The organism is Macrococcus capreoli, assembly GCF_025628935.1.
Lineage (GTDB): Bacteria > Bacillota > Bacilli > Staphylococcales > Staphylococcaceae > Macrococcoides > Macrococcoides capreoli.
In genome coordinates, this window is record NZ_JAOTIS010000002.1 from 97,687 (window position 1) to 117,237 (window position 19,551).

At 41.1% G+C, this 19,551-nt stretch carries 29 protein-coding genes; 1 reads left to right on the forward strand and 28 read right to left on the reverse strand.

The genetic code is table 11. The features are described from left to right. Positions 1-18: 18 nt before the first annotated feature. The 17 genes from OCL94_RS02105 to OCL94_RS02185 all read right to left on the reverse strand — a co-directional run bounded on the left by OCL94_RS02105 (position 19) and on the right by OCL94_RS02185 (position 13,630). Complete coding sequence (locus OCL94_RS02105) at positions 19-216, reverse strand: DUF7302 family protein (RefSeq protein WP_262994072.1); 198 nt, start codon at positions 214-216, stop codon at positions 19-21. Between the two features lie 19 nt (positions 217-235). Further along, positions 236-1,270 carry a major capsid protein gene (locus tag OCL94_RS02110; protein ID WP_262994074.1) on the reverse strand — a complete coding sequence of 345 codons (1,035 nt, stop codon included), beginning with the start codon at positions 1,268-1,270 and terminating at the stop codon, positions 236-238. A gap of 47 nt (positions 1,271-1,317) precedes the next feature. Further along, positions 1,318-1,704 (reverse strand): hypothetical protein, encoded by a 387-nt coding sequence (locus OCL94_RS02115; protein ID WP_262994076.1) that lies wholly within the window; start codon positions 1,702-1,704, stop codon positions 1,318-1,320. A 46-nt stretch (positions 1,705-1,750) separates the two neighbouring features. Next, on the reverse strand, positions 1,751-2,329 hold the full coding sequence (locus OCL94_RS02120) for a capsid assembly scaffolding protein Gp46 family protein (RefSeq protein ID WP_262994078.1): 579 nt from the start codon (positions 2,327-2,329) through the stop codon (positions 1,751-1,753). 75 nt (positions 2,330-2,404) lie between these two features. After that, on the reverse strand, positions 2,405-3,973 hold the full coding sequence (locus OCL94_RS02125; RefSeq protein ID WP_262994080.1) for a phage portal protein: 1,569 nt from the start codon (positions 3,971-3,973) through the stop codon (positions 2,405-2,407). A gap of 6 nt (positions 3,974-3,979) precedes the next feature. Then, on the reverse strand, positions 3,980-5,785 hold the full coding sequence (terL, locus tag OCL94_RS02130) for a phage terminase large subunit (protein WP_262994082.1): 1,806 nt from the start codon (positions 5,783-5,785) through the stop codon (positions 3,980-3,982). After that, complete coding sequence (locus tag OCL94_RS02135; protein ID WP_262994084.1) at positions 5,772-6,251, reverse strand: phBC6A51 family helix-turn-helix protein; 480 nt, start codon at positions 6,249-6,251, stop codon at positions 5,772-5,774. The genes terL and OCL94_RS02135 overlap by 14 nt, the downstream gene beginning before the upstream one ends. Further along, the gene (locus OCL94_RS02140) at positions 6,238-6,402 is read right to left on the reverse strand and encodes a hypothetical protein (RefSeq protein WP_262994086.1); all 165 of its coding nucleotides are present in this window, start codon (positions 6,400-6,402) and stop codon (positions 6,238-6,240) included. The genes OCL94_RS02135 and OCL94_RS02140 overlap by 14 nt, the downstream gene beginning before the upstream one ends. 2,212 nt (positions 6,403-8,614) lie before the next feature. Then, positions 8,615-8,896, reverse strand: a complete 282-nt coding sequence (locus OCL94_RS02145; RefSeq protein ID WP_262994088.1) for a hypothetical protein — start codon at positions 8,894-8,896, stop codon at positions 8,615-8,617. A gap of 57 nt (positions 8,897-8,953) precedes the next feature. Continuing rightward, entirely contained in the window at positions 8,954-9,331 is a 378-nt protein-coding gene (locus OCL94_RS02150) for a hypothetical protein (RefSeq protein ID WP_262994090.1), read from the reverse strand. Then, positions 9,332-9,742, reverse strand: a complete 411-nt coding sequence (locus OCL94_RS02155; protein WP_262994092.1) for a hypothetical protein — start codon at positions 9,740-9,742, stop codon at positions 9,332-9,334. A gap of 94 nt (positions 9,743-9,836) precedes the next feature. Next, positions 9,837-10,394: an antirestriction protein ArdA gene (locus OCL94_RS02160; protein WP_262994094.1), complete on the reverse strand. Its 558-nt coding sequence runs from the start codon at positions 10,392-10,394 to the stop codon at positions 9,837-9,839. A gap of 31 nt (positions 10,395-10,425) precedes the next feature. After that, positions 10,426-10,614, reverse strand: coding sequence for a hypothetical protein (locus tag OCL94_RS02165; RefSeq protein ID WP_262994095.1), 189 nt, complete (start codon positions 10,612-10,614; stop codon positions 10,426-10,428). A 32-nt stretch (positions 10,615-10,646) separates the two neighbouring features. Then, positions 10,647-11,105, reverse strand: a complete 459-nt coding sequence (locus OCL94_RS02170; protein ID WP_262994097.1) for a hypothetical protein — start codon at positions 11,103-11,105, stop codon at positions 10,647-10,649. A 179-nt stretch (positions 11,106-11,284) separates the two neighbouring features. Continuing rightward, entirely contained in the window at positions 11,285-11,503 is a 219-nt protein-coding gene (locus OCL94_RS02175) for a DNA-binding protein (protein WP_262994099.1), read from the reverse strand. Between the two features lie 1,391 nt (positions 11,504-12,894). Next, positions 12,895-13,302, reverse strand: a complete 408-nt coding sequence (locus OCL94_RS02180) for a hypothetical protein (RefSeq protein ID WP_262994101.1) — start codon at positions 13,300-13,302, stop codon at positions 12,895-12,897. Continuing rightward, positions 13,295-13,630, reverse strand: coding sequence for a hypothetical protein (locus OCL94_RS02185; RefSeq protein WP_262994103.1), 336 nt, complete (start codon positions 13,628-13,630; stop codon positions 13,295-13,297). Before OCL94_RS02185 ends, OCL94_RS02180 begins: the two co-directional genes overlap by 8 nt. Before the next feature lie 81 nt (positions 13,631-13,711). Here OCL94_RS02185 and OCL94_RS02190 point away from each other — a divergent pair, with 81 nt between their 5' ends. Beyond that, the gene (locus OCL94_RS02190; RefSeq protein WP_262994105.1) at positions 13,712-14,077 is read left to right on the forward strand and encodes a hypothetical protein; all 366 of its coding nucleotides are present in this window, start codon (positions 13,712-13,714) and stop codon (positions 14,075-14,077) included. Here OCL94_RS02190 and OCL94_RS02195 read toward each other — a convergent pair. The 11 genes from OCL94_RS02195 to nrdF are packed head-to-tail and all read right to left on the reverse strand — an operon-like array spanning position 14,072 to position 19,122. Next, complete coding sequence (locus tag OCL94_RS02195; RefSeq protein ID WP_262994107.1) at positions 14,072-14,698, reverse strand: DUF3310 domain-containing protein; 627 nt, start codon at positions 14,696-14,698, stop codon at positions 14,072-14,074. The two genes, OCL94_RS02190 and OCL94_RS02195, sit on opposite strands and share 6 nt — an antisense overlap. Positions 14,699-14,718: 20 nt before the next feature. Next, positions 14,719-14,952, reverse strand: a complete 234-nt coding sequence (locus OCL94_RS02200) for a hypothetical protein (protein WP_262994109.1) — start codon at positions 14,950-14,952, stop codon at positions 14,719-14,721. After that, positions 14,952-15,533: a nucleoside 2-deoxyribosyltransferase domain-containing protein gene (locus OCL94_RS02205; RefSeq protein WP_262994111.1), complete on the reverse strand. Its 582-nt coding sequence runs from the start codon at positions 15,531-15,533 to the stop codon at positions 14,952-14,954. The genes OCL94_RS02200 and OCL94_RS02205 overlap by 1 nt, the downstream gene beginning before the upstream one ends. Then, positions 15,530-15,730, reverse strand: coding sequence for a hypothetical protein (locus tag OCL94_RS02210; protein ID WP_262994113.1), 201 nt, complete (start codon positions 15,728-15,730; stop codon positions 15,530-15,532). Before OCL94_RS02210 ends, OCL94_RS02205 begins: the two co-directional genes overlap by 4 nt. Continuing rightward, complete coding sequence (locus tag OCL94_RS02215) at positions 15,727-15,918, reverse strand: hypothetical protein (RefSeq protein ID WP_262994115.1); 192 nt, start codon at positions 15,916-15,918, stop codon at positions 15,727-15,729. The genes OCL94_RS02210 and OCL94_RS02215 overlap by 4 nt, the downstream gene beginning before the upstream one ends. Beyond that, the gene (locus OCL94_RS02220; protein WP_262994117.1) at positions 15,919-16,143 is read right to left on the reverse strand and encodes a glutaredoxin family protein; all 225 of its coding nucleotides are present in this window, start codon (positions 16,141-16,143) and stop codon (positions 15,919-15,921) included. A gap of 48 nt (positions 16,144-16,191) precedes the next feature. Then, positions 16,192-16,653 carry a phage N-6-adenine-methyltransferase gene (locus OCL94_RS02225; RefSeq protein ID WP_262994119.1) on the reverse strand — a complete coding sequence of 154 codons (462 nt, stop codon included), beginning with the start codon at positions 16,651-16,653 and terminating at the stop codon, positions 16,192-16,194. Positions 16,654-16,684: 31 nt separating this feature from the next. Next, positions 16,685-17,152 (reverse strand): HNH endonuclease, encoded by a 468-nt coding sequence (locus OCL94_RS02230; RefSeq protein WP_262994121.1) that lies wholly within the window; start codon positions 17,150-17,152, stop codon positions 16,685-16,687. A 5-nt stretch (positions 17,153-17,157) separates the two neighbouring features. Beyond that, positions 17,158-17,829: a PhoH family protein gene (locus OCL94_RS02235; RefSeq protein ID WP_262994123.1), complete on the reverse strand. Its 672-nt coding sequence runs from the start codon at positions 17,827-17,829 to the stop codon at positions 17,158-17,160. After that, a complete protein-coding gene (locus OCL94_RS02240; RefSeq protein WP_262994125.1) occupies positions 17,819-18,079 on the reverse strand; it encodes a hypothetical protein in 261 nt (86 codons plus the stop codon). The genes OCL94_RS02235 and OCL94_RS02240 overlap by 11 nt, the downstream gene beginning before the upstream one ends. Before the next feature lie 35 nt (positions 18,080-18,114). Continuing rightward, positions 18,115-19,122 (reverse strand): class 1b ribonucleoside-diphosphate reductase subunit beta, encoded by a 1,008-nt coding sequence (nrdF, locus tag OCL94_RS02245; RefSeq protein ID WP_262994127.1) that lies wholly within the window; start codon positions 19,120-19,122, stop codon positions 18,115-18,117. Positions 19,123-19,551: the final 429 nt, after the last annotated feature.

The window sequence follows — 19,551 nt, forward strand, 5'->3', positions numbered from 1 at the left end:
CTAACGACCTCCTACGATTTATTTATCTTCGTCTTTTTTAGGCGCTACTTTACGTGCAGGCGCTTTCTTAGGCGCCTCTTTCTTCGCCTCTTCGACTTCTTTTACGTAGCCAAGATTAACGAGATAACGCGCTTCTGCTTCCGAAACCTCGATAACTTGACCTTTAATAGCGTCGCCTACGACTGCGTTAAGTACTTCTACTTTTACTTTTGCCATGCGTTATAACCTCCCGTTATTAGACTGTTGGTGCGATAACGTCAGCGTGTAATACTAACGTAGGGTTCTCTAAGATCGCGAATCCACTTTGTGCTACTTCGATGATAGAACGTTTTGGAGTACGCTCGTCATACGCTTCTAATGTAGCAACCGGTGCAAAGTTATCTGCGTCCGGATTCGGGCCTGTTAAGAACTTACCTGCGCCTTTAGAAGCGAAGATAACACGGTTTTCCGGGAATACTTCGATTACTTCGTTTTCTCCCGAATAAATATCTTTAACTTCGATTGAAGTCTCTTCGACTAGTACAAGCGTTGGTAATCCGTAGCGTCCTAATACTTCGTTAACTTCTGCTAACGATACGCGAGTAGCGCCCGGTGTCATAGGACGTGCTTCTGCGATAATCGTTTTATTATCGGTTAACTGATTTAATACTTTACGCGTTAAAAGCATTGCTTCCGGCTTTTTACCGTTTGCTTTGCGGTATACTTCAACCCATCCTAATAAGTCCCCGATTACATCGCGATCTTTAACCGCCCAATCTGCACCGCTAGTTAATGCAATCTTTTGTTCCGCAGGGATACCGTAGTCTAATTTAACTTTTACTCCGTTTTTATCATACTCGTTGTAACCTAACGCTAATGCTTTAAGTTTTTCGATACGGATACGTAAGCGTAATGCGAACACTAAGTCAGCCGATTTATTTAATAACTTTTCGATCATTGCCGACTTTTCACCGTTTGAACGTGCTTGTGCGATTGCGTATAACTCCTCGATAGTTACAACGTCTTTTAAACCGAAGTGTGCTAATTCGCCCATAACGCTAGCAGTAGCGTGACGGTCAACAACCGGCTTTTCTGCGCCTAATCCAATCATTGCTGCGATGTGTTGAGAACGCTTGATGATGTCGTAAGCGAATGTAGTGTTGTAAGTCGTCTCGTCTCCGATATACGATTCAACGAATGATAACTCGTCGAATGGCGCTTTCATTGATTCGTCAATAAAGCCTTTTAATGCGGGTTTTTGAAATTCTTTTAAATGCGTAATGCCTGCCATAATTTGTTAATCCCCTTTGTTTATATTTTCGTTTATTTTCCGTTTAATTACTTATTAGCGATATGTGAAACGAAGTGAATGTTCTGATTTAACGGTTTAAACGTTTCAACTTTCGCTTGGTCTGCCGTTGGTAACTTTTTAAGGTATACCGAACCTTCGATAATAACTGCGCCTGTAATAGCGTCAGATACTCCGTCATGATCGTGGTCTTCGTTTAAGATATAGAAGTTATCGAATCCACTCGCAGTAGTAAACGGTTCATACTTACCTGTCGTAGTATTACGAGCAATTAACGTCCCTACCTCGATTAATCCTTTTGGAAACTTTGTAGCGTCTAATGTAGCGCCACCATGTACGTACTTTACGTGTTCCGAAGCTAAGATATTCTTTCCGCCACGGAAGTCAACTCTGTTTTGTTTTAGCGTGTAAGCCATTCGTCATTTCTCCCTCTTTGTTTGTTTTCGTTTAAAAGTCGTTTAATTAACGCCCTAAACGTTTAAATAGTTCTCTACCGAAATCGTCATCGCCTTTTTGCTCCGATCCTTTCGATTCCCCGAAACCTGCGCTCGGGTCTTTATATGCCGCTTGTTTAGCTGCGACGAAATCGCTATATACCGATTCAACGGCAGTTTCTAACTCTTCGTCTGTCTCCGCTAACTTATCGACATATTTCGAATACTTTGTAACCTCTTCGCTTGATAAACCTTTCGCAAGTAACTTATCGTTAATCGACTTCTCACGTTCTGCACGCGCCTTTTCCGCTTGAAGTTCCGCAATAGTTGCGTTAGCTTTATCGAGTAACTCTTTATACTCGCCTTGCTCTTCTAAACGCTTTTGCTCCTCTTCTTCGTCGCGCTTTTTACGATCGCGAGCCAAGCGGTCTTTGATAATTTGGTCGATTTCTTCTTGCGTATAAACTTTTCCTTCTTTTTTATCCGGTTCATTCGCCGATTCATCTACGTCGTTTTCTTCGTTATCAACAACGTCGTCAGTTTCGGTAGGCTCACCGTCAGCCTCGTCAGAAAAGAATTGTAGGTTTAAGCGTAATGTTTCTTCCATTCGTATCCTCCCGTTTAAACTCCGTCGAGTATTAAGTCCGTTTCTTTTTACGACTTAACGTTCGGTCAAAATCGTTTAAACTTCGTTTTCTACCGGCTCTAATACGTTTACATCTTTAAACGCATCTTCATTCGGATTAGCTGCCCCGTTAACTTCGCCATAAGGATCGGCTTCTTGCATAGCACGTTTACGTTCGGCGTATATCTCTTCGATCTTGTCTTCGGGTGCTTTAACGCCTAAACGTTGCATACCGTGTTTATGAGATTCTAGTCCGCCGTCAATCTCTTTAATAATTAAATCGACTAAATCGGCTCTATCGTCCGGTAAAGGTAACACGAAGTTCATTTCGGTTTCTAAATCCTCATCAACCTTTTTTATCGTCTCAATATCGTATCTAAACTTAGCGTTAGAAGTACGATGTTGAAGATATAGCAACGACTTTAAGAATAGTTCGCCGAAATCGCGATCCCACATTAACCACTGCTCTTGCGTTTCTTGAATAATCTCTTGGTAAAGTACTTGAAGCGCTCTATCGTTCATACCCCCGAAGTTTAACTCGGTAGGTGTAATCTGCGGAATACCGTTCAATTCGTGTAATGCCGATTTAAGTCGGTTATATTGGTCTTTAAACGTTTCTTTCCATTGGAACGAATTCTCTATCGTCTCAACGTCAGCAGGATGCGATGTATTACCCGAATTAATCTTCAATATCGCTCCCGGCGCAATAGGAATATCTGTGTCCTGCGACAAGTCGGAGTTCTTAAATACGGTCATTGCAAACATTTCGAACTTAAGCGAGTCGTTTGCGTCCTCCATCATATCGTTTATAATTCGTGTAATTACTTTCATGTCTTCGATGTCTTCGAAGTGAGACGATTCAGTCGCTAACGTCTTAATATCGAATGTTACGACGGGTATAAAGTCGAATCCTAAATATGTCTTAGGCGTAATCGTTCTTTTAACGCTTAAATCTTCTCGGAATAACACTTCGTCGAACCAACATTCACCTGTCTCGTCTTCTAATCGGAATGATTGACGTACGTATTGAACTTTATCCGGATCGTCATCGTCTTCTTGTGCGATAATGATGTCGCAGCCGATTAACTCGTTAAAGCCGTCTTTACTGTATAACGGGAATACTTCGGTTGCTTTATGCCATATCCAATGCATACGTCCTGTACGCGGATTAAACGATAATTTGCAAGCAATACTACCGGCAATCAGTCTTTCACGCGCTAGCTGCATCTTAACGGAGTCCATATCGTTATCTTTCCATAAACGATACAGAACTGCTTCAACGTTCTTCGCGAACTCGATGTCTTTTTCGTCTTCACTTTTAGCAAGAACGTTTATGCCGTGTTGTCCGGCCATCTGCCAACGGGATTTACGCTTAATAAACGCCTTAAAGTAGTTCGTCCAATATTTCGTAGGCTTATAGTCTTTACCGTCCCACGAATCGTTATCTGTTGAGTATATGTATTTACCGAATTCATCGACGGCTTGTTTACCGTTGTAGTAATCGTAATTCGCTTGAATATTATTTATGCGTTGTATTTCTTTTTTACCTAATGCCGTTTCAATAGGACGCTCTAAAAGGCGGTCAATCGTGTCGGGCGTTAGGATATTATAATCAGGTACTACCACGTAGCACTACCTCCTTCTAAAGCGTCTGTTAAACGCAGATAATCTATCTTGGCGGCGTTCTGTTGTTGTGCCGCCTACTTTATCGTAGTAGTTACCGAAACCTTCGATACTACCGTTGTTTATTTTCGTTGCAATACTATAAGCCATCTCCGTCGCATCGACCATATCGTCAAAGTCGACCATCGGATACTTTTCGTATTGCTCGAGTAATCCCGTATGTGAACGCATAAAGCGTATCCTGCCGTTTTCTGTATCGGGCGACATCGCCTCAATACGCAACTCTTTGCGAGTACGTTGCTTAACCGAAACTAATCGACTGTGTGCAGGATAACCTAACTCGTTTAATCGCTCACTTAACGTGTCAGCGAAGAACTCTTGCGCCATTTGCGTCTCGACGGCGATATTCGTATATTGGAATCGTCGTACTTTGTCGATAATGACTTCGAGAAATTCGCGCGGGTGTACGCGCTTATTGAAAACGTCAATAACGTAGCACACATCAGTCGCTTTACTTTTAGCAATAGTAACGATAGCACTATAATCGCCCTTTTCCTTTCCCATTGCGAAGTCAATACCACAATAGAACTCGTAACGTTCATGATCGAATACTTCGTTTTCGTCGAAGAAGAAGAAACGGTCTAACTTAAATATCTGACGCTCTTCGTCGGTCGGCTCGTTCTGATACTCTTGCGTGAACGATTTAACGCCCATGTTCGTCAAGCGAATCATAAAGTCATAATACGTCCAATACTCGCCCCAAAGCAGTTTAGTGCCCTCTAGCATCGCCTCTTCATTCGCTTCATAGAACGCTCTTGCATTCTCTTGCGCCTGTTCGTCGTCTGCTAGATATATGCGCCGCCACTCTTCCCACAATTCGGTATTACTAGCGAAGGACTCAACGGCCTTATACCGTTTACTCTTAAATCGTCTGTCCTTACGGATAACGATGTCGAGCAGTGAATCGTAACAAAGGATTGTACCGACGTATAACGCCATACCCTTAACTTTATCCATCGCAGGAAGCGCTTCTTCGTTAAACCAATTTCGCATCTTAGCGCGCTGCTCTTTCGTATTAACGTCTTCTTCGCCTTCTAAGTCGTCAAATATCATTAGCTGCGGACGTGTGTTACCGTAACGCATACCACGCATCTGTCCGCCCGCACCACGCGCCATTACTTTGACACCGTTCTGCGTTACATACTCTTCTTTGTTGTCTAACTCGTTTAATGCGGGACGTTCGAATAACAATGTACCGAAATCATCGATTAATTTACGGTTAAACTTAAATTGGCGGTTGCCCCATTGAATGAATGCGCCTGCCACCGTTACCGTCTCCGATATAACAACGATAAAAGTACGGTGTTTATACACGCCTTGATGTACGGGGAATATATTCGATCCGTACGCCGTCTTTGCATGCGAACGAGGACAAGCCCACGCGATGTTGCTATCGGCTTTGCCTAACGCAATATTCGATAGCATTGCGCTAAACTCCTTATGGAACTTCGACATATTAGCGTAATTAACGCCTTTCGGAATCAAGTTCTCGTCGTTCTCGGGATTAGCGTCATCGCTAAAATATTCGATTGCAAAACGGGCAACATCAAATTCACACGCATTAATACGTTCTAATTGCTGCACTTGCTCATCTACGGTTACGAATCGTTCTAAGTCTAGCGAATTAGCTTCGCCCGATTTAACGATTGCATATAACAAGTCTAACTCGGCTTCTAACAGTTCCTGCATGCGTAGGCGATCTTCTCTCGGCAATAAGAATCCGTTGTCGCCTAGCGCCATATTAGTCGGCTTCATGTGCGGCCGCCTTATGTTCGATTACGGGAGAAGCGTCATAAATCGTCTTCTTACGCTCTTCCAATTTAGCAATACGTTCTTCCAACGATGATGCGCCGAGTTGTACGTTAATCGTACTTGCTGCGCTCTTAGGATCGGGTTTCCAATCAGCAATAGTCGCCATTAAGTCGAGTTGTTTCGTAGATAAGTTTTGGCCGCGCTCTAAATTCGAAATCAATGCCGCAATAAAGTCGGGCATTGCCGCCTGTAGCTTTATACGAGATAAATGCTCTAAGTACGCTAAGAACGCAGGGTCTTTCTGCCACGTTCTAATCGTTCTATCGGTAACATCTACCGCCTCGCCGAGTTGTGCCTGCGTTAGCTTTTTAATGTCTTTATCGGTACGGCGTTCAATGGCGTTTTCTACCATTAACTCCGCAACCTCTTTCTGTTTTTCCGACAATGTATCGTAACTACTCATCGTCATCACATGGCGCTACTGTAATCATTATCGTTGTAATATCGTCGTCGATGTCGTACTTCTTCGTACTGATACCGGTAATCTTTCGTTTAGGATTCGTTAGAATATCGTTTACGTACGCAAGGTATGCATCGTTATTTAATTCGTTTGTACTCACTTTCGCCACCCCTTTATACCGTCTTGTAGGACGTTTATCCGAGCATTAGGCCGCTCGTTAGCCGTCGTCATTCAGCGTATCTTTATCTTTTATATTTGCATACATATATACGTTTATGCTTTTAAGCATACATATATGTACGTATATAAGCGCTTTATAGCGTTCTTTATTATCGGCATACTATATTACGGTTATTGCTATAACGAAGTAGCTTAATCAAAATCAAAGATTTTGATTGCTTAAAGGCAAAGCCTTTAAGCGCGTATCTCTTTAAAGCGTTTTAGCAATATCTATAACGTTATACCGTTTAATGCGATTGTTTAACGTATATATACGCTAAGCGTTTTAGAAGCGTTAATAACAACGTATATATACGCATACGTTTAGGCCTCTATTATATAGGCAGTCGAGTGAAGTAAAAGTGAAGTAATTTAATGAAATTGTAATATATCCGTAACACTAACGTCATATTTCGTATAAATAACTCCTAATAAATGGAAGTAATATTAAGTTTTTATTACGATTTTTCTGACGCAGGAGAGTCGACTCCGCGCCGCCATTCACAGTTTCCGTTTTATTTCGTTCAATTTCGTACTATTTTGCCGTTCAATTTGCGTCAATAGCGGTCAATTATCGTTGATATTGTGCGTTTTTATTACGTTTTTGTTACATTTTCAATCGTTTAAATTTCGATTACTACGAGGTATACGAAATCGGAATACATAGGATATTATTTGCGTTATAATTAGCTTATATATCGCTATTTTGCTACGATCAATGGCGTAATATTGCGTTACAATATCTCGTTAATATATGTCGATGTTTTAGCGGATATGTGCGTTTATTCTACGAATTTATGGCGAATATTAGGCGGAATGCTGCGAATATTTGGCGGTTTACTGCGATTATGCTGCGAATATTAGGCGATATACTGCGAATATTATGCGATATACTGCGATTATGCTGCGATTTTATTACGTAGAATGGTCCCGTTTTAAAATTTTGTCGCGTTTTAAAGCATACTAGGCGCACATCTTCCGGGCAAAAACTCCCCCCCGTCGCATGCATTTTTATGCGTTCGGATTGCATACGCTGCGCCTTCGTTTATGCATTCGCTTGTATATCGTTGAATACGTGTTTATGCATTATATCGTTTACATGCGTTTAAGTGCGTTATACAGCGTTGTTATCACGTTTACGAGTGATTGCGTTAACTTCCGATAAGGAGCATTATGTCAACTAGCGTTGTTATCGTTATGTATATCGTTGTATATTCGTAAGGTATCGAGGTTGATTGCGCTGCACTCGTATGCATCGACCACGTAGAAGCATCGCTATTCAATCGCTATTACTACGCAGTAACATCGCTATTCAATCGCAGCAACATCGCAATACATTCGCTACACACAACGAATAAGCATCACATTCGCTACACACAACGCAATACATCTACGTTATACATTCGCAGCAGCTACGTATTATGTACGTATATCAACGTATAACAAGCGTTATATCAACGTTATACATTCGAATGACATACGTATAACAACGCTATACATATATCAACGCTTAACATATACGCATATAACAACCGTACATATACCGTATACGCCACATGTGCGGCCATATAGGCGCATTACAGTATAGATAAGGTTATATGTCATATGTCGCTTACTTGCGTTATATAACGCTTTAAACGCTTATTATCGTATATATCACGTTGTTATATCTTGTTAGTACGATAACATATACGTATAACACACGATATAAGCGAATATAAAGTGTTATAAGCGATATTAATACGCAAATAGACGTTTATATCATATAACGCTTTTGTGCGCTTAAACGGCTTATATACGCAAATAAAGCGTATAGCGAAAAATTAGAATGGCCGCGCTGTACATTTTCGAACGCATTCCCGGCATTAAATAAGTAGATGCTGCGCCTCTTTTTACGCTTAATCACCGATAAATGAGGATATAAGCGTCTGACATTCGCATTTTAAGCGAGTTTTATTTCTTTTTGCGTATCTTTCTACGTTTAAACGATTTAAAAGCGACGCATTAAACGATTAATCAAAAGAAACGGGTATGGATCAAGTCGAAAACGAGATTTATTTTGCGAGGACGATCGATAATATTTTACGTTTTAAATTCGAAAAAAATAAGTGGTGAATTATTCGCAGGTAAAACGAAAAAAAAAGACCTCGAAATTAATCGAAGTCTTTACGTTGTTTTGCTGCGACGTCTTCCCGTATTAAATCGACAATCGCGCAGCTAATATCTTTATTTACGTGGTACGGCTTTTCGTTAGCGTCGTCGCTTAATTCGTTTTTAAGCGTCGTATATAAATCGTTTCGCGTCTTTACTTCACTTAATAACCAACGCAATCCGTCGCGGCGTCCCACGTGTAAAGTCGTTACTCCCTCCGCAATCTCTTCGGTTGATTGACCGCTATTAATTCTCTCAATAATTACATCGTATACTTGTTTCATTATACCGCCTCCGTTGTTTTCTATTATTATTATTATATCGTTAATAGTATATATTTATCAATTGTGTATATAAACGTGATTGCCGATTGTAAACACGTCGTAAAACGTGCAATACTCTTCTACCCAATCCGCGTTGGTATACGCCTTAACGCGTTCGACGGCCTCGTCTTCGTAAAACATGCTATAAAAATCTGATTCGTTTATTTCGCTTAATATCGTATCAAATAATGATTCGTTTGAAAGTGTCCACGGCGTAAATGTATCAGTAGCGCCGTTATAAGTACCGCGTGTTATTTCGCTATATGCGCCGCGTTCTATGTCGTGCATGAAGTCCGTTTCTGTATAATCGACTAAAAACGTAGATTCCGCGAACTCTTCAAAATCACCGTAAGACGTTACGTTATATAGCGCTTTTTCTATTTCGTAATAATTCATTTATACCGCCTCCATTCTATCGCCAGTTAAAACGGGCGGCAATTCCTTTACATAACCGTTTGTTGCCGTCGCTATTTGCTTCGCACGATTCGAGTTTCTACCGTGATAGACATATAAACCGTTTGCCGATATAGTTACGATTGATGGCGTTTGTAGCGCTTTAATTCGTTTATAAACTTCGTTTAAATACGTTTCGATGTATCTACAACTTATAACAATGCAATCAGTAAAGTGTTCACCTTTATAGCGTTTATAACCCGTCTTGCTTAACTGATGCATAAATTGATATTTCGTCAGTCCTAAAGCTGCATAATGTACGAGATAACGAGGACAACCGTCCGCCGCGTCTTTGATCCGTATCACCTCGGTCTTGTTGTCGTTTATATCCACTTTTATTAACTCTTTTTTCATCTTTACCCGTCCTTTTCGTTTATAGTTTATAATGCGTAGAAACTGAATTCGTTTATCCGTACATAATGGCGGATATACCGCCGATTATATACGATTAATAAACATACTCCTCGTAGTTACTTTCAAGTGTGAAATAATGTGCCTCTTCGTCTGAACCTTCTAAACCGACAAAGCCGTTACATCTTGCAGCGAATCCGACCGCCTCGCAATCGATAAAAGTAGTAACGCTTTGACCTAAGATAATGTTATCCATACGCTTATAATCGTTTACATACCACTCACCGACTGCCGTATCAAAATCGTCACTATAATAGCGTTTAGATAGCTTTATTACTCTTTGCTCGTTTATTGTGTCAATCGCTGCTATTACGTCGTTAATCATGCTATACTCCGTAAATGCTGCGAATGCAGCCGCCTCGTCGTCTTCGAACGCTTCCACGTCCTCACCGATTGAAATTAATGTTTCTAGGCTTGAATAAGGGTCAACTTTAAATGGCGCTTCATAATCCGAAATAAATGCTTCTTTGCCTTCCGCCGTTATAGCTAACTCGGCTAATTTCGCAGCGTCGCGACCCTCTTCCGAAGTTAAGTCGTACCATTGTCCTTTTAATGCGTTGCTTACCGGTGCTATAAATACGTTTAATAATGTCATTTTTATCCGTCCTTTTTCGTTTATTTTTCGTTTACTTATATTCGACTACTTTGTTAACACGTCTTAACGCTATACGATTATGCAGCGAATTGATAAGCTGCTTAGTATCCTCAAAGCGTGATACTTCGTATAAAAAACAATAGTCCATTCCTTTTAATACTCGATTATATTCCGACTTAATAAGTTGCAATTCAATGCGACTACCTGCGAATTTTTTCATGTTTATCCGTCCTTTATTCGTTTTTAATTCGTTTAAAACTTAACACCATACGTGTAATACATGTGCAGCTTACCGCGCTTTTTTGCTGTGGCCTGCTGCGCTTTAATACGTTTCACCTTAGCGTCAAGCGCCTTTTTTTGTTTCGGCGTTACGTCGTACTCGACCGCTTTAATCGGTGTATCGTTGCTATACGTTAATAGATAATAGCGACCCGGCTTCAACGTGCTTCGCTTATTCGGCTCGTAAGCGTCGTAATAGTCTAAGTGTTGTAGCGTATGTTTACCGCTAGCATACGTTACATAAGTATTAAGCGATTCACAAGCGAAATAAATTTCACATACGCCTTGTTTTGCACGTCCGATTTGCTCCGACGTGCTTAGCGGCTTTTTAACCGTTGCTGCTTCCGTTTGATTTTCGTTTGTTGCTCCGCCAAATAATAAAGCCGTTGCCATTGACACCGCTGCTACTTTAGATACTAATCGTTTTCTCATTTCGTTATACCGTCCTTTTCGTTTATTTTTCGTTTATTTAAGCAATTAGCGTTTTTAGATGCGCTACCATACCCGGACTAATACGCCACGCCGCAAGTCTATTTTATAGGCGGTTAAGCGACGTCCGCCTTGTAACTGATATAAATGTATCATATCGTTTGTAATATTGCAATGCTTTTTTACAACTTTTTTTCGTTGTCTGTATCGTTTACATTATTACTAGCGATATAAAGCCGCTTAACATTCGTAAATGATACGTTATCTAATGCAACTTTACCGCTTCGTAGTCGGCTAATAGTTGATAATGTAACGCCACTTTCTCGGCTTATTTCGTTGCTAGATGTTTCACCGCTTAATAGCGTTTTTATTTCGTGTTCTACCTGCTCGATTGCGTTCATTGTGTCACCGCCTTTCTTAACTGTCACCATCATAACAAACGCATTGCGATATTGCAAGCGCGAATATTTACGACTTTTTGCCGCCACTTAATAGAAGAAAGAGACGCGCTTTATCCGCAGCAAATACGAGCAAAACGGCGCAGCTGCTGCGATTGTGGACGATTCAAAAAATAAATTTACCGCCTTTATGGCGTTTATATACATAAAAACTGCATAAGATTCATACGCAAGCAATCCGCATATACCTGCATGTACACGCTCCGGCTGCTGCGGCGGTTGCTGCAAGCGACTGCAAGCGGCGGAATAGGCGGCTTATCCCCTATAACGTATTCGGCGGCCAAAAATCCGTTGGAGGCGGCGGCCACGGTGCAGCACGCAGCGCGTCGAGCACACGATCGGACACGTAAGCGATCGCCTATAACGTAATTAGGCACCAAAAATCCGTTGGAAGGCGCTGCAATCGCGACACACGAAGTGCAGGCGTACTCATGCGCAGGCGTGCATAAACGTAAAATGACCTTATAACGTAATTAGGCACTAAAAATCCACTAAAGGCGCGCAGCATGATACGCATGTAACGTAGGCAGACGAATTTAGATCGCATAAAGAGGCGCATAATGCTATAACGTAACTTGCGATCAAAAAATCCGCTATACGTGCGCGTACATAATCGCATTCATACGCGCGCATACGCATGTAATCGCAGAAATAATTCGTTTGACATTCGTTTAAATCTGCGATAAACTACATACATAACGACTCGTCATCGTTATAAATATTGGATAATCGAATATGCTGCGCAGCAACATCGACCGTATCCATTCGTTTATTTTTCGTTTATAGCGTCTCCTTTCGTCGGGAGGCGTTTTTTTTCGTTTAAAATGCGTCTTAATCCGTCATTTCTCGATGTTTACCGAAGAAAGATGCGTAAAAAAGCGAAAAAATCGATCAAACTTCGAACACATTACATAACGCCCCCTTCCGTTCTTTTTGCGTTTCTTTATTCGTGGATACTCCGCAGCCTAATGCGAAAAATCGAACTAACGCCGCCTTGCATAATCACGTTGACCCCCTCCGATCAATTATTCACCGGAGTTATTCCGTAGAATGCTAGCGAAAAAAAATCGAATGAGGTTGCCATTACATAATCGTCAAAACCCCGTTCGGTTCGTTTTATAAGTAACGTAGGAAAAAATTCGATTCATAGCATTAAAACTAAATCAGCGAAACCCCCTCCGATATAATTATACGCTCTTTCTGCAATTTAGTAGCGTTGCTAATCCGAAGAAAGATCGAAAAAAAAACGGAGAAGACTTGCGAAACTTAATTCGCATGACTCCCCCGCATTATTCTGCGTCTCTTTCTACGTTTGAATACCGTTGACTGAAACGTTATTTAATCTTCTTCGTCTTTAATTCGTTTTTTATTCGGTTAATTCGTGTAGGCATATTTCGGTTAACCCCCGCCGAGTCATACGTGCTAGAACCAATAAAAGAAGTTTCGTTTCTCATTCGTGTTTCCAACTGCCTTTCGGATAATGCCGGATACTCTTCGACTACTACCGCCTTACCTTTGCGTTTCTTTTTATCTTCTTTCAGTATTAACGTAGATAATCGATCTAGCTGCCCCGTAGCAGGGCGCTTATTTGTCTGCGTTATATAAGCGTCCGTTAATCTTTTAGCGTCTTCTATGCGCTCTTCTTGCGTGTATATGCCGTATCCTAGCGTATTTAATCGCAGAAAGAGGTCGTCTACATACGCAGAAAAATCCGTCTTATAATCGTCACTAAAACTATACATGCGCTAACCCCCGATTCATTTCTGCGTCTACTTTCGCTATTACCTGTTCGCATAATAAGTAAATAGATCGAGTAGATACGCCGGAATGTTTAGCCCAATAAGCGACTGAATCGTTATATATTCTCACATCGTCAGTATAAACCGTGTCTAATATACGCTGCTCACTCGCAGTAAATTCGCATCTTTCTACGGCAATCTTGAAATCGATAATAGGTAACGTTGCAGTTGTCGTGTGAATATCGTCTAAATCGTTTAAAAACGCTCTATTTTCGAGTAAACCCCGAATTAATTCGGGTGTGTATCGTTGCTTTTTCGTTACTTCTACCATTAATTCACGCTACTTTCGTTGTAAATTTCGTTTGAATATCGTATAATATCGTTAAATAATCGTTCAAAGGAGTTATATCGTATGTCTAACGCACTGCCCGAGGGCTTTTTCGCAATACCTGCGGATAAAATACCGCAAATAACGTTTGATTATCCGTACCGCCGATTCTATCTATCTAAAGACTTTTACGTAACTCACGGATTAAAAAAAGGCGGACGAGTCGGATTAGCGTACAATCGACAAACCCGCCAATTTATTATCGATAAATTCGGTAATTCGTTCTATATCGATAAAAGCAGTTATATAACGTCTGCACGGTTGAAAGAAGAGGTTGCCCGAATGCACGGTAATGCTAGCGATATTAAGTCGATAATTTATACGCTTAATACCGACCTAACAAATAACCGTTTTATTGCGTTTGATGAGTACAACGTTGTTCGTTTATAATTCGTTTCTTTTTGCGATATTATCTGCAAGTCTCGTTAAGTACCATACCGCTTTACGAATATCTTGCTCTTGCGCCCCTTTAAACGGACTACGGAATAAATACTTCGCAGCAGTAGCGACTAAGTAAGCATCTACGGGATTATCGTAACGTGACGCTAAATCCTCTAAAATATCGATAACTTCCGTCTTGCCTGTCGTATAATGATCGGGATGATTAACGGCATCTTTCTTCGGGGCATATTCGTTAAAAGATAGACTCGCAGGCGTAATCGTTTTTAACGTCTTATCCGTATTACTTTCGAATGCTAACGATTCGGGCGTAATACCAACTCCTGTAAAGTCTTCTAACGATGTTGCAACTTCACTATACGAAGGCATTAGCGCTTCATCGTCGTACTCTTTTTGCGCTTGTTCTGCGTATTCATCTGCGAATTGCCATGCAGATGCATCCTTATCACTCGTATCAAGTAAAGAATCTCCGCCCATCGACGGGGCAAATCGTATTATCGTATTATCTTCCGTTTGATCTTCTAATGCGGTTACGATTGCTTCATCGACCGTTCCGCTTAATTTCGTAATATACAATAAATCTCCTGCTTTAATCGTTCTTTTATTCGTCATAATAACGTCTCCTTTTTCGTCTAAATATCGTTTAAAACATCGTTATACTTGCCTTCGTTAAATCCGTCAACTCTTCCGTTAACTAATCCGTAATCTCCGATAGTTAATAGCGTCGGAAACTTCACTACGCCATATAGGGTTATTACGGAGGGTACTTCGTTTACATCAACGATTTCTATATTACGGCCGCGCGCCCAATTCCTTGCGGTCATGGACGCTAAACAACCGTTATCTGTTACGAGAATACATCGCATTAATATTCACCGTCTTTTAACGTTTTTAATTCGTCTAATACTTCGTCAAATTCATAGAATCCGTATCCATCCGTTAAATCTAAAACCGTACCGTAAACGTACTGATTAACACCATACTCACGACGATCGCCCGATTGTGATGACGTATTTAAACGTCTGATGTCGGTGTTGTGCGGTAGTATACGTTTTTTAACGACATCTGTGCAGCACCACTCGATAGCGTATAACACGTCTTCTTTATCGAGTAATCCTTCGTTTGCTAACTCGAAATAGCCGAGAATAATCGTCGCCATATCCTTCATACCTTTTATCTGCCCGAGTTCGACTAACGTTCCTTTGCCGTTCTCATGTACATCGATAACGATAATGTCCGATGACATAATACCCTGCGTGTCGTTATTAACGATTCTTTCCGCCAACCCTTCCTGTACTGCGTTAGCTTTATCGTTTATTGAAGCGTCTTCTTGCGGTGCGTATACATCAACACCTATCTTACGTATTTCTTCGGCTTCATACGCTCGTTGTCGTTGTGCGCCATACGTTAAAAGATCGCCTGCTAAATATACCTGTTTATTCGTCATACTTCGTCTCCTCCTGCATTCCATCGTAAATATACGTAATTAAGTACGTCTAATATCGCAAAAATGATATAAACCGTTATATAGTTATCAACGTAGAATAACCAATTAGGCGTTACATCCGTCACTACTGCCGTCTTAGCAGCGAGTAGTAACACGACAATTAGCGTCATTATTGCGTTTGGTACGAATCTAATCATCGGCGGTATCTCCAATCATCGTAATATTCGAATACGTATGATACTGCGGTGATAGCAGCAGCATTTACGAATATAGCGAGTATACCCTCGGTTTCTTCGTATGGATCGTTAAATATAATAACGTTTAGTGCCAATACAAATAACGTTAGAAGCCACGCTAAACTAAATCTGTATAGTAATTCACGCATTTACTTCGCCTTCCTTTCGTGGATATAACGCACTCCTTCTGCGCCACCTACGTATCTGTCACCGTTAGTAGTAACGATTGTTGGAACGTTCATGATTCCGTGTTCAAACGCTAATTCGGGATTATCTTCGGCGTCGATGATTTCTACGTCTAAGTTATTTGCGGATAAGTGCGGTTTTAATGCGGCACATTGCGTGCATGATTTCGTTGTAAACAGTTTATCCATTCTATCGTCCTCTTTTCGTTTATTTATCGTTTATAACGTCCATACTCGTCAGTAACGGACTCTCTCTCTCTCTCTCTCTCTCTCTGCGCCACTAAACGTTATTATAGCGCTAGGGAACGGCGCAGACTGTTTACTGCCTCCGAACTTAACTCGTCCTCTAATTAAGCAGATTTCGTCCGCTTTCATTACGTAATCATGCCAATATTTCGTATCCGTTCTTGACGGAATTAAACAAACTACCGTCGCGCCTTTTAAACTTTCTTCGTATGCCTTACGTATCCATTCGCCTATTGCTCGTCCATAAGGCGGATTCATAAATACGGTGTCCCGCGACCAATCCTGCGCTAACCCATCGTCTTCAATCGTAAAGAATTTAGCGCATTTAGCGTTTAATCCGTCGCTGCAAGGGTCTAACGTAAAAGTGTATCTTTCGTTTAAAGCGTCAAATAGCGCTTGTGGCGTAGCCCACTCGTTTGTAGCGCTACTAAAATGTACGTCTATGTTCGCCATAAAATCGTCCTTTCTTTCGTTTATTTTTCGTTTATACGCCGTTTATAACGGCATACTCCCCGTGCAATTCTATAGCTGCTTTATCGTATGCTCTAGCGGCCTCCAATGCGGTTGCAAAGACGCCTAAATGTCTTTTCTTGTAGTCAAGATGTATACTAGCGACATATCTGCCGGAACTCTTTATCTTTGACACACCTTTATAACCTGTTGTATTGGTAGCATAAAGGCCTCTATTGAAGCAGTTTTGTTGATTAGTCGTTATCCTAAGGTTTTCTCGTCGGTTATCCCACGGTATCCCGTTAATATGGTCGACGTACTCGCCTTCCTTTGCGTTCATTATTAGCCTATGCATCTTTTCGGTGCTATTTCTCCCGTCTCTGACTCTTCTGATGGCATACCCTCTTCCGTCATCAGACCATTTATTAGCAGAAGCCCATTCGTATACATCATCGTCAACAAGACACTCTTTGCCACTAGATAATGTAATTATTTTTGTCACACGCCTCACTCCCATGTTAAATTGTCTGCGTGTTGCGCAAGTTCGCCTCTAAACGATTTTGTCAGCTCAACGACGCAGCAGTACTCTTCGTTTCTAAAATGCTCTATATATGGCACAAATCCGCTAGTTGACGCTTTAGGTAAGTCGATCTGTCCTTCGTGGCCTATCATGATAACCGTGCATGAATCGTGAATTCTCGTTAAAATTTTCTTTAATTCGCCTCTAGTAAGACTTTGTGCTTCTTCGATGATAACCGTCTTGCCTTTTAGATTCGTTCCACGTGTAAACGTATGTGAACGCGCCTCAACCCACTTCTTATCGCTACCAACGAAATCTCCCGCTTGTTGAATAACGTTTAGCGGGTCTTGTTCGCCACATTCTTGTAAAGCGTCAATCAATGGTGCTAAGTATTCGAGTTCTTTCTCCGCAGTTGTGCCCGGTCTATAGCCTAATGTACGCTCTTGCGGTGTACCGAATAAGAATACGCAACGTTGCCCTTTTGTTTCGTATAAATACTTCGCCATAGCAACGGCAATAGTCGTCTTACCTGTTCCTGCCGCGGCGTTCACAATCGTCAACCTATTCGTTAGTATCGATTGAACCATCGCTTCTTGCTCGTCTGTCATTCGTTCACGTAGACCGTATAATAATACGTTTCCGTGCAGTTTATTCGTCATATAATTCGTCCTCCGTGTTTATGTCTTCCGGTTCGTCCTTCGATTTAATAACGAAGTTTATGTCCGAAACTCTAAACGCTATCTCGCCGCCATCTATTGACGGCAATACGATAGGTGTTCGTATAAACCGTCTTAATGGCGAATTAAAGGCGGTCATTAAACGCTCGTAATCATCACGCCATACATACGCAAACAACTCATGACCGCTCTTTAAGAATATCTGAATATAATACGTTGGATTAGCGTCCAATATATCGCCCTCTTTCTGCGTATCTTTCTACGTTTCTAATTCGTTTGAAAATCGTTTACATTGTCAAATACGAAATCTTCGTCTCTAATCGCTTCTACCGTAGCCTTCTTATACATCGTCCCTTTTTCGCTAAAGAAGTCAATGGCGGTTGTATCTGTCACTAATCCGTTCATTACGATTGGATTAACGGGGTCATGTTCGTATCTTGCCTCGTATCCTAAATTCATAAGCGCTTTATTGGCGTTATACTTTAAGAAATCGATAACTTCTAACGTTAATCCGATTCCGTCATACAGTGAGCGCGTATATGCTATTTCGTTTTCAAGCAAACGATCGAATAATTCGAATACAGTTTCGGTAATGTTCTCCTTATGTTCGTTTTCAAACGATTCTATCTTTTTCTGTGAAAGTAGCCCGACATATACGCCGTGGATAGCCTCATCTCGAATAATTAACGATATAATATCGCCACTTGCACGTAATTTACCTTGTCCTGCGAGATATAACGGGTAAAAGAATCCCGAATAGAATAGGAACGATTCTAGCGCTACACTCGCAACCATAGCAGAATACGTGTCTACGTCTGCTTGTTCGTAGTAGTCAACGATAATTTCTGCTTTACGTTGCAAGTATTCGTTATTTTCTATCCACTCGAATACCTCGTCAATCTCTTTCTGTGGCGCTAACGTCATGAATATATTCGAATAGCTTCGTGCATGAACTGCGTTCTCCATTGCGCCCATGAACGATAGCACGGCTTTCTGTTGATGCGATTCTACTGCGTCCATAATCGAAGGCATTCCAATGTCACCCTGTATCGTATCAAGCAGCGTTAAGCCACCTAATACTGATTTATAAACGAATTGCTCTTCGGGTGTTAGCGACTTCCACGTTAATAGGTCGTTTGCTAGTGCTACTTCTTCGGGAAGCCAAAACTGCTTTAAATTCTGCAATAAGAACATCTTCGAGAAAGAATCGTCTGCCACCGACCAATTCCCTGCGGTATAGCGTTCTTTTAATTTTTCTGCCGTAATAATTGCCATTTAATCCGTCCTTTCTAGTGCTCAATACGTTTAAAAGTCCATCCGTAGTGTGTTCCGCCGTATTTTAATATGTGAGTTATCCGTTGAACGATGTGACCCGTATGCCTACACCATCTTCTGATGTTCCTAAATTCTATATCTCCGTATATAGGGTGTGAGGCTAGTATGTGAGCGTTATTTGTTCTATTCGCGTTATTTAAGTCAGCACGTAACCACATACATGTTGTAGGGGAATATATCTTGTCGCCGTTCAAACACTTATGATCCTTGTCTAATTCATATTTATAGTCGCTATTAGACTTTTCCTTATACCCCTCTAACTCTTTAGCGTCTGTCAAGAAGTTCTCGAAACTGTGCCATCTATCACAAACGCTAACATCTTTGCCTCCGTAATTTTTATAATGTACATGTGTTTTACGATAACATCGC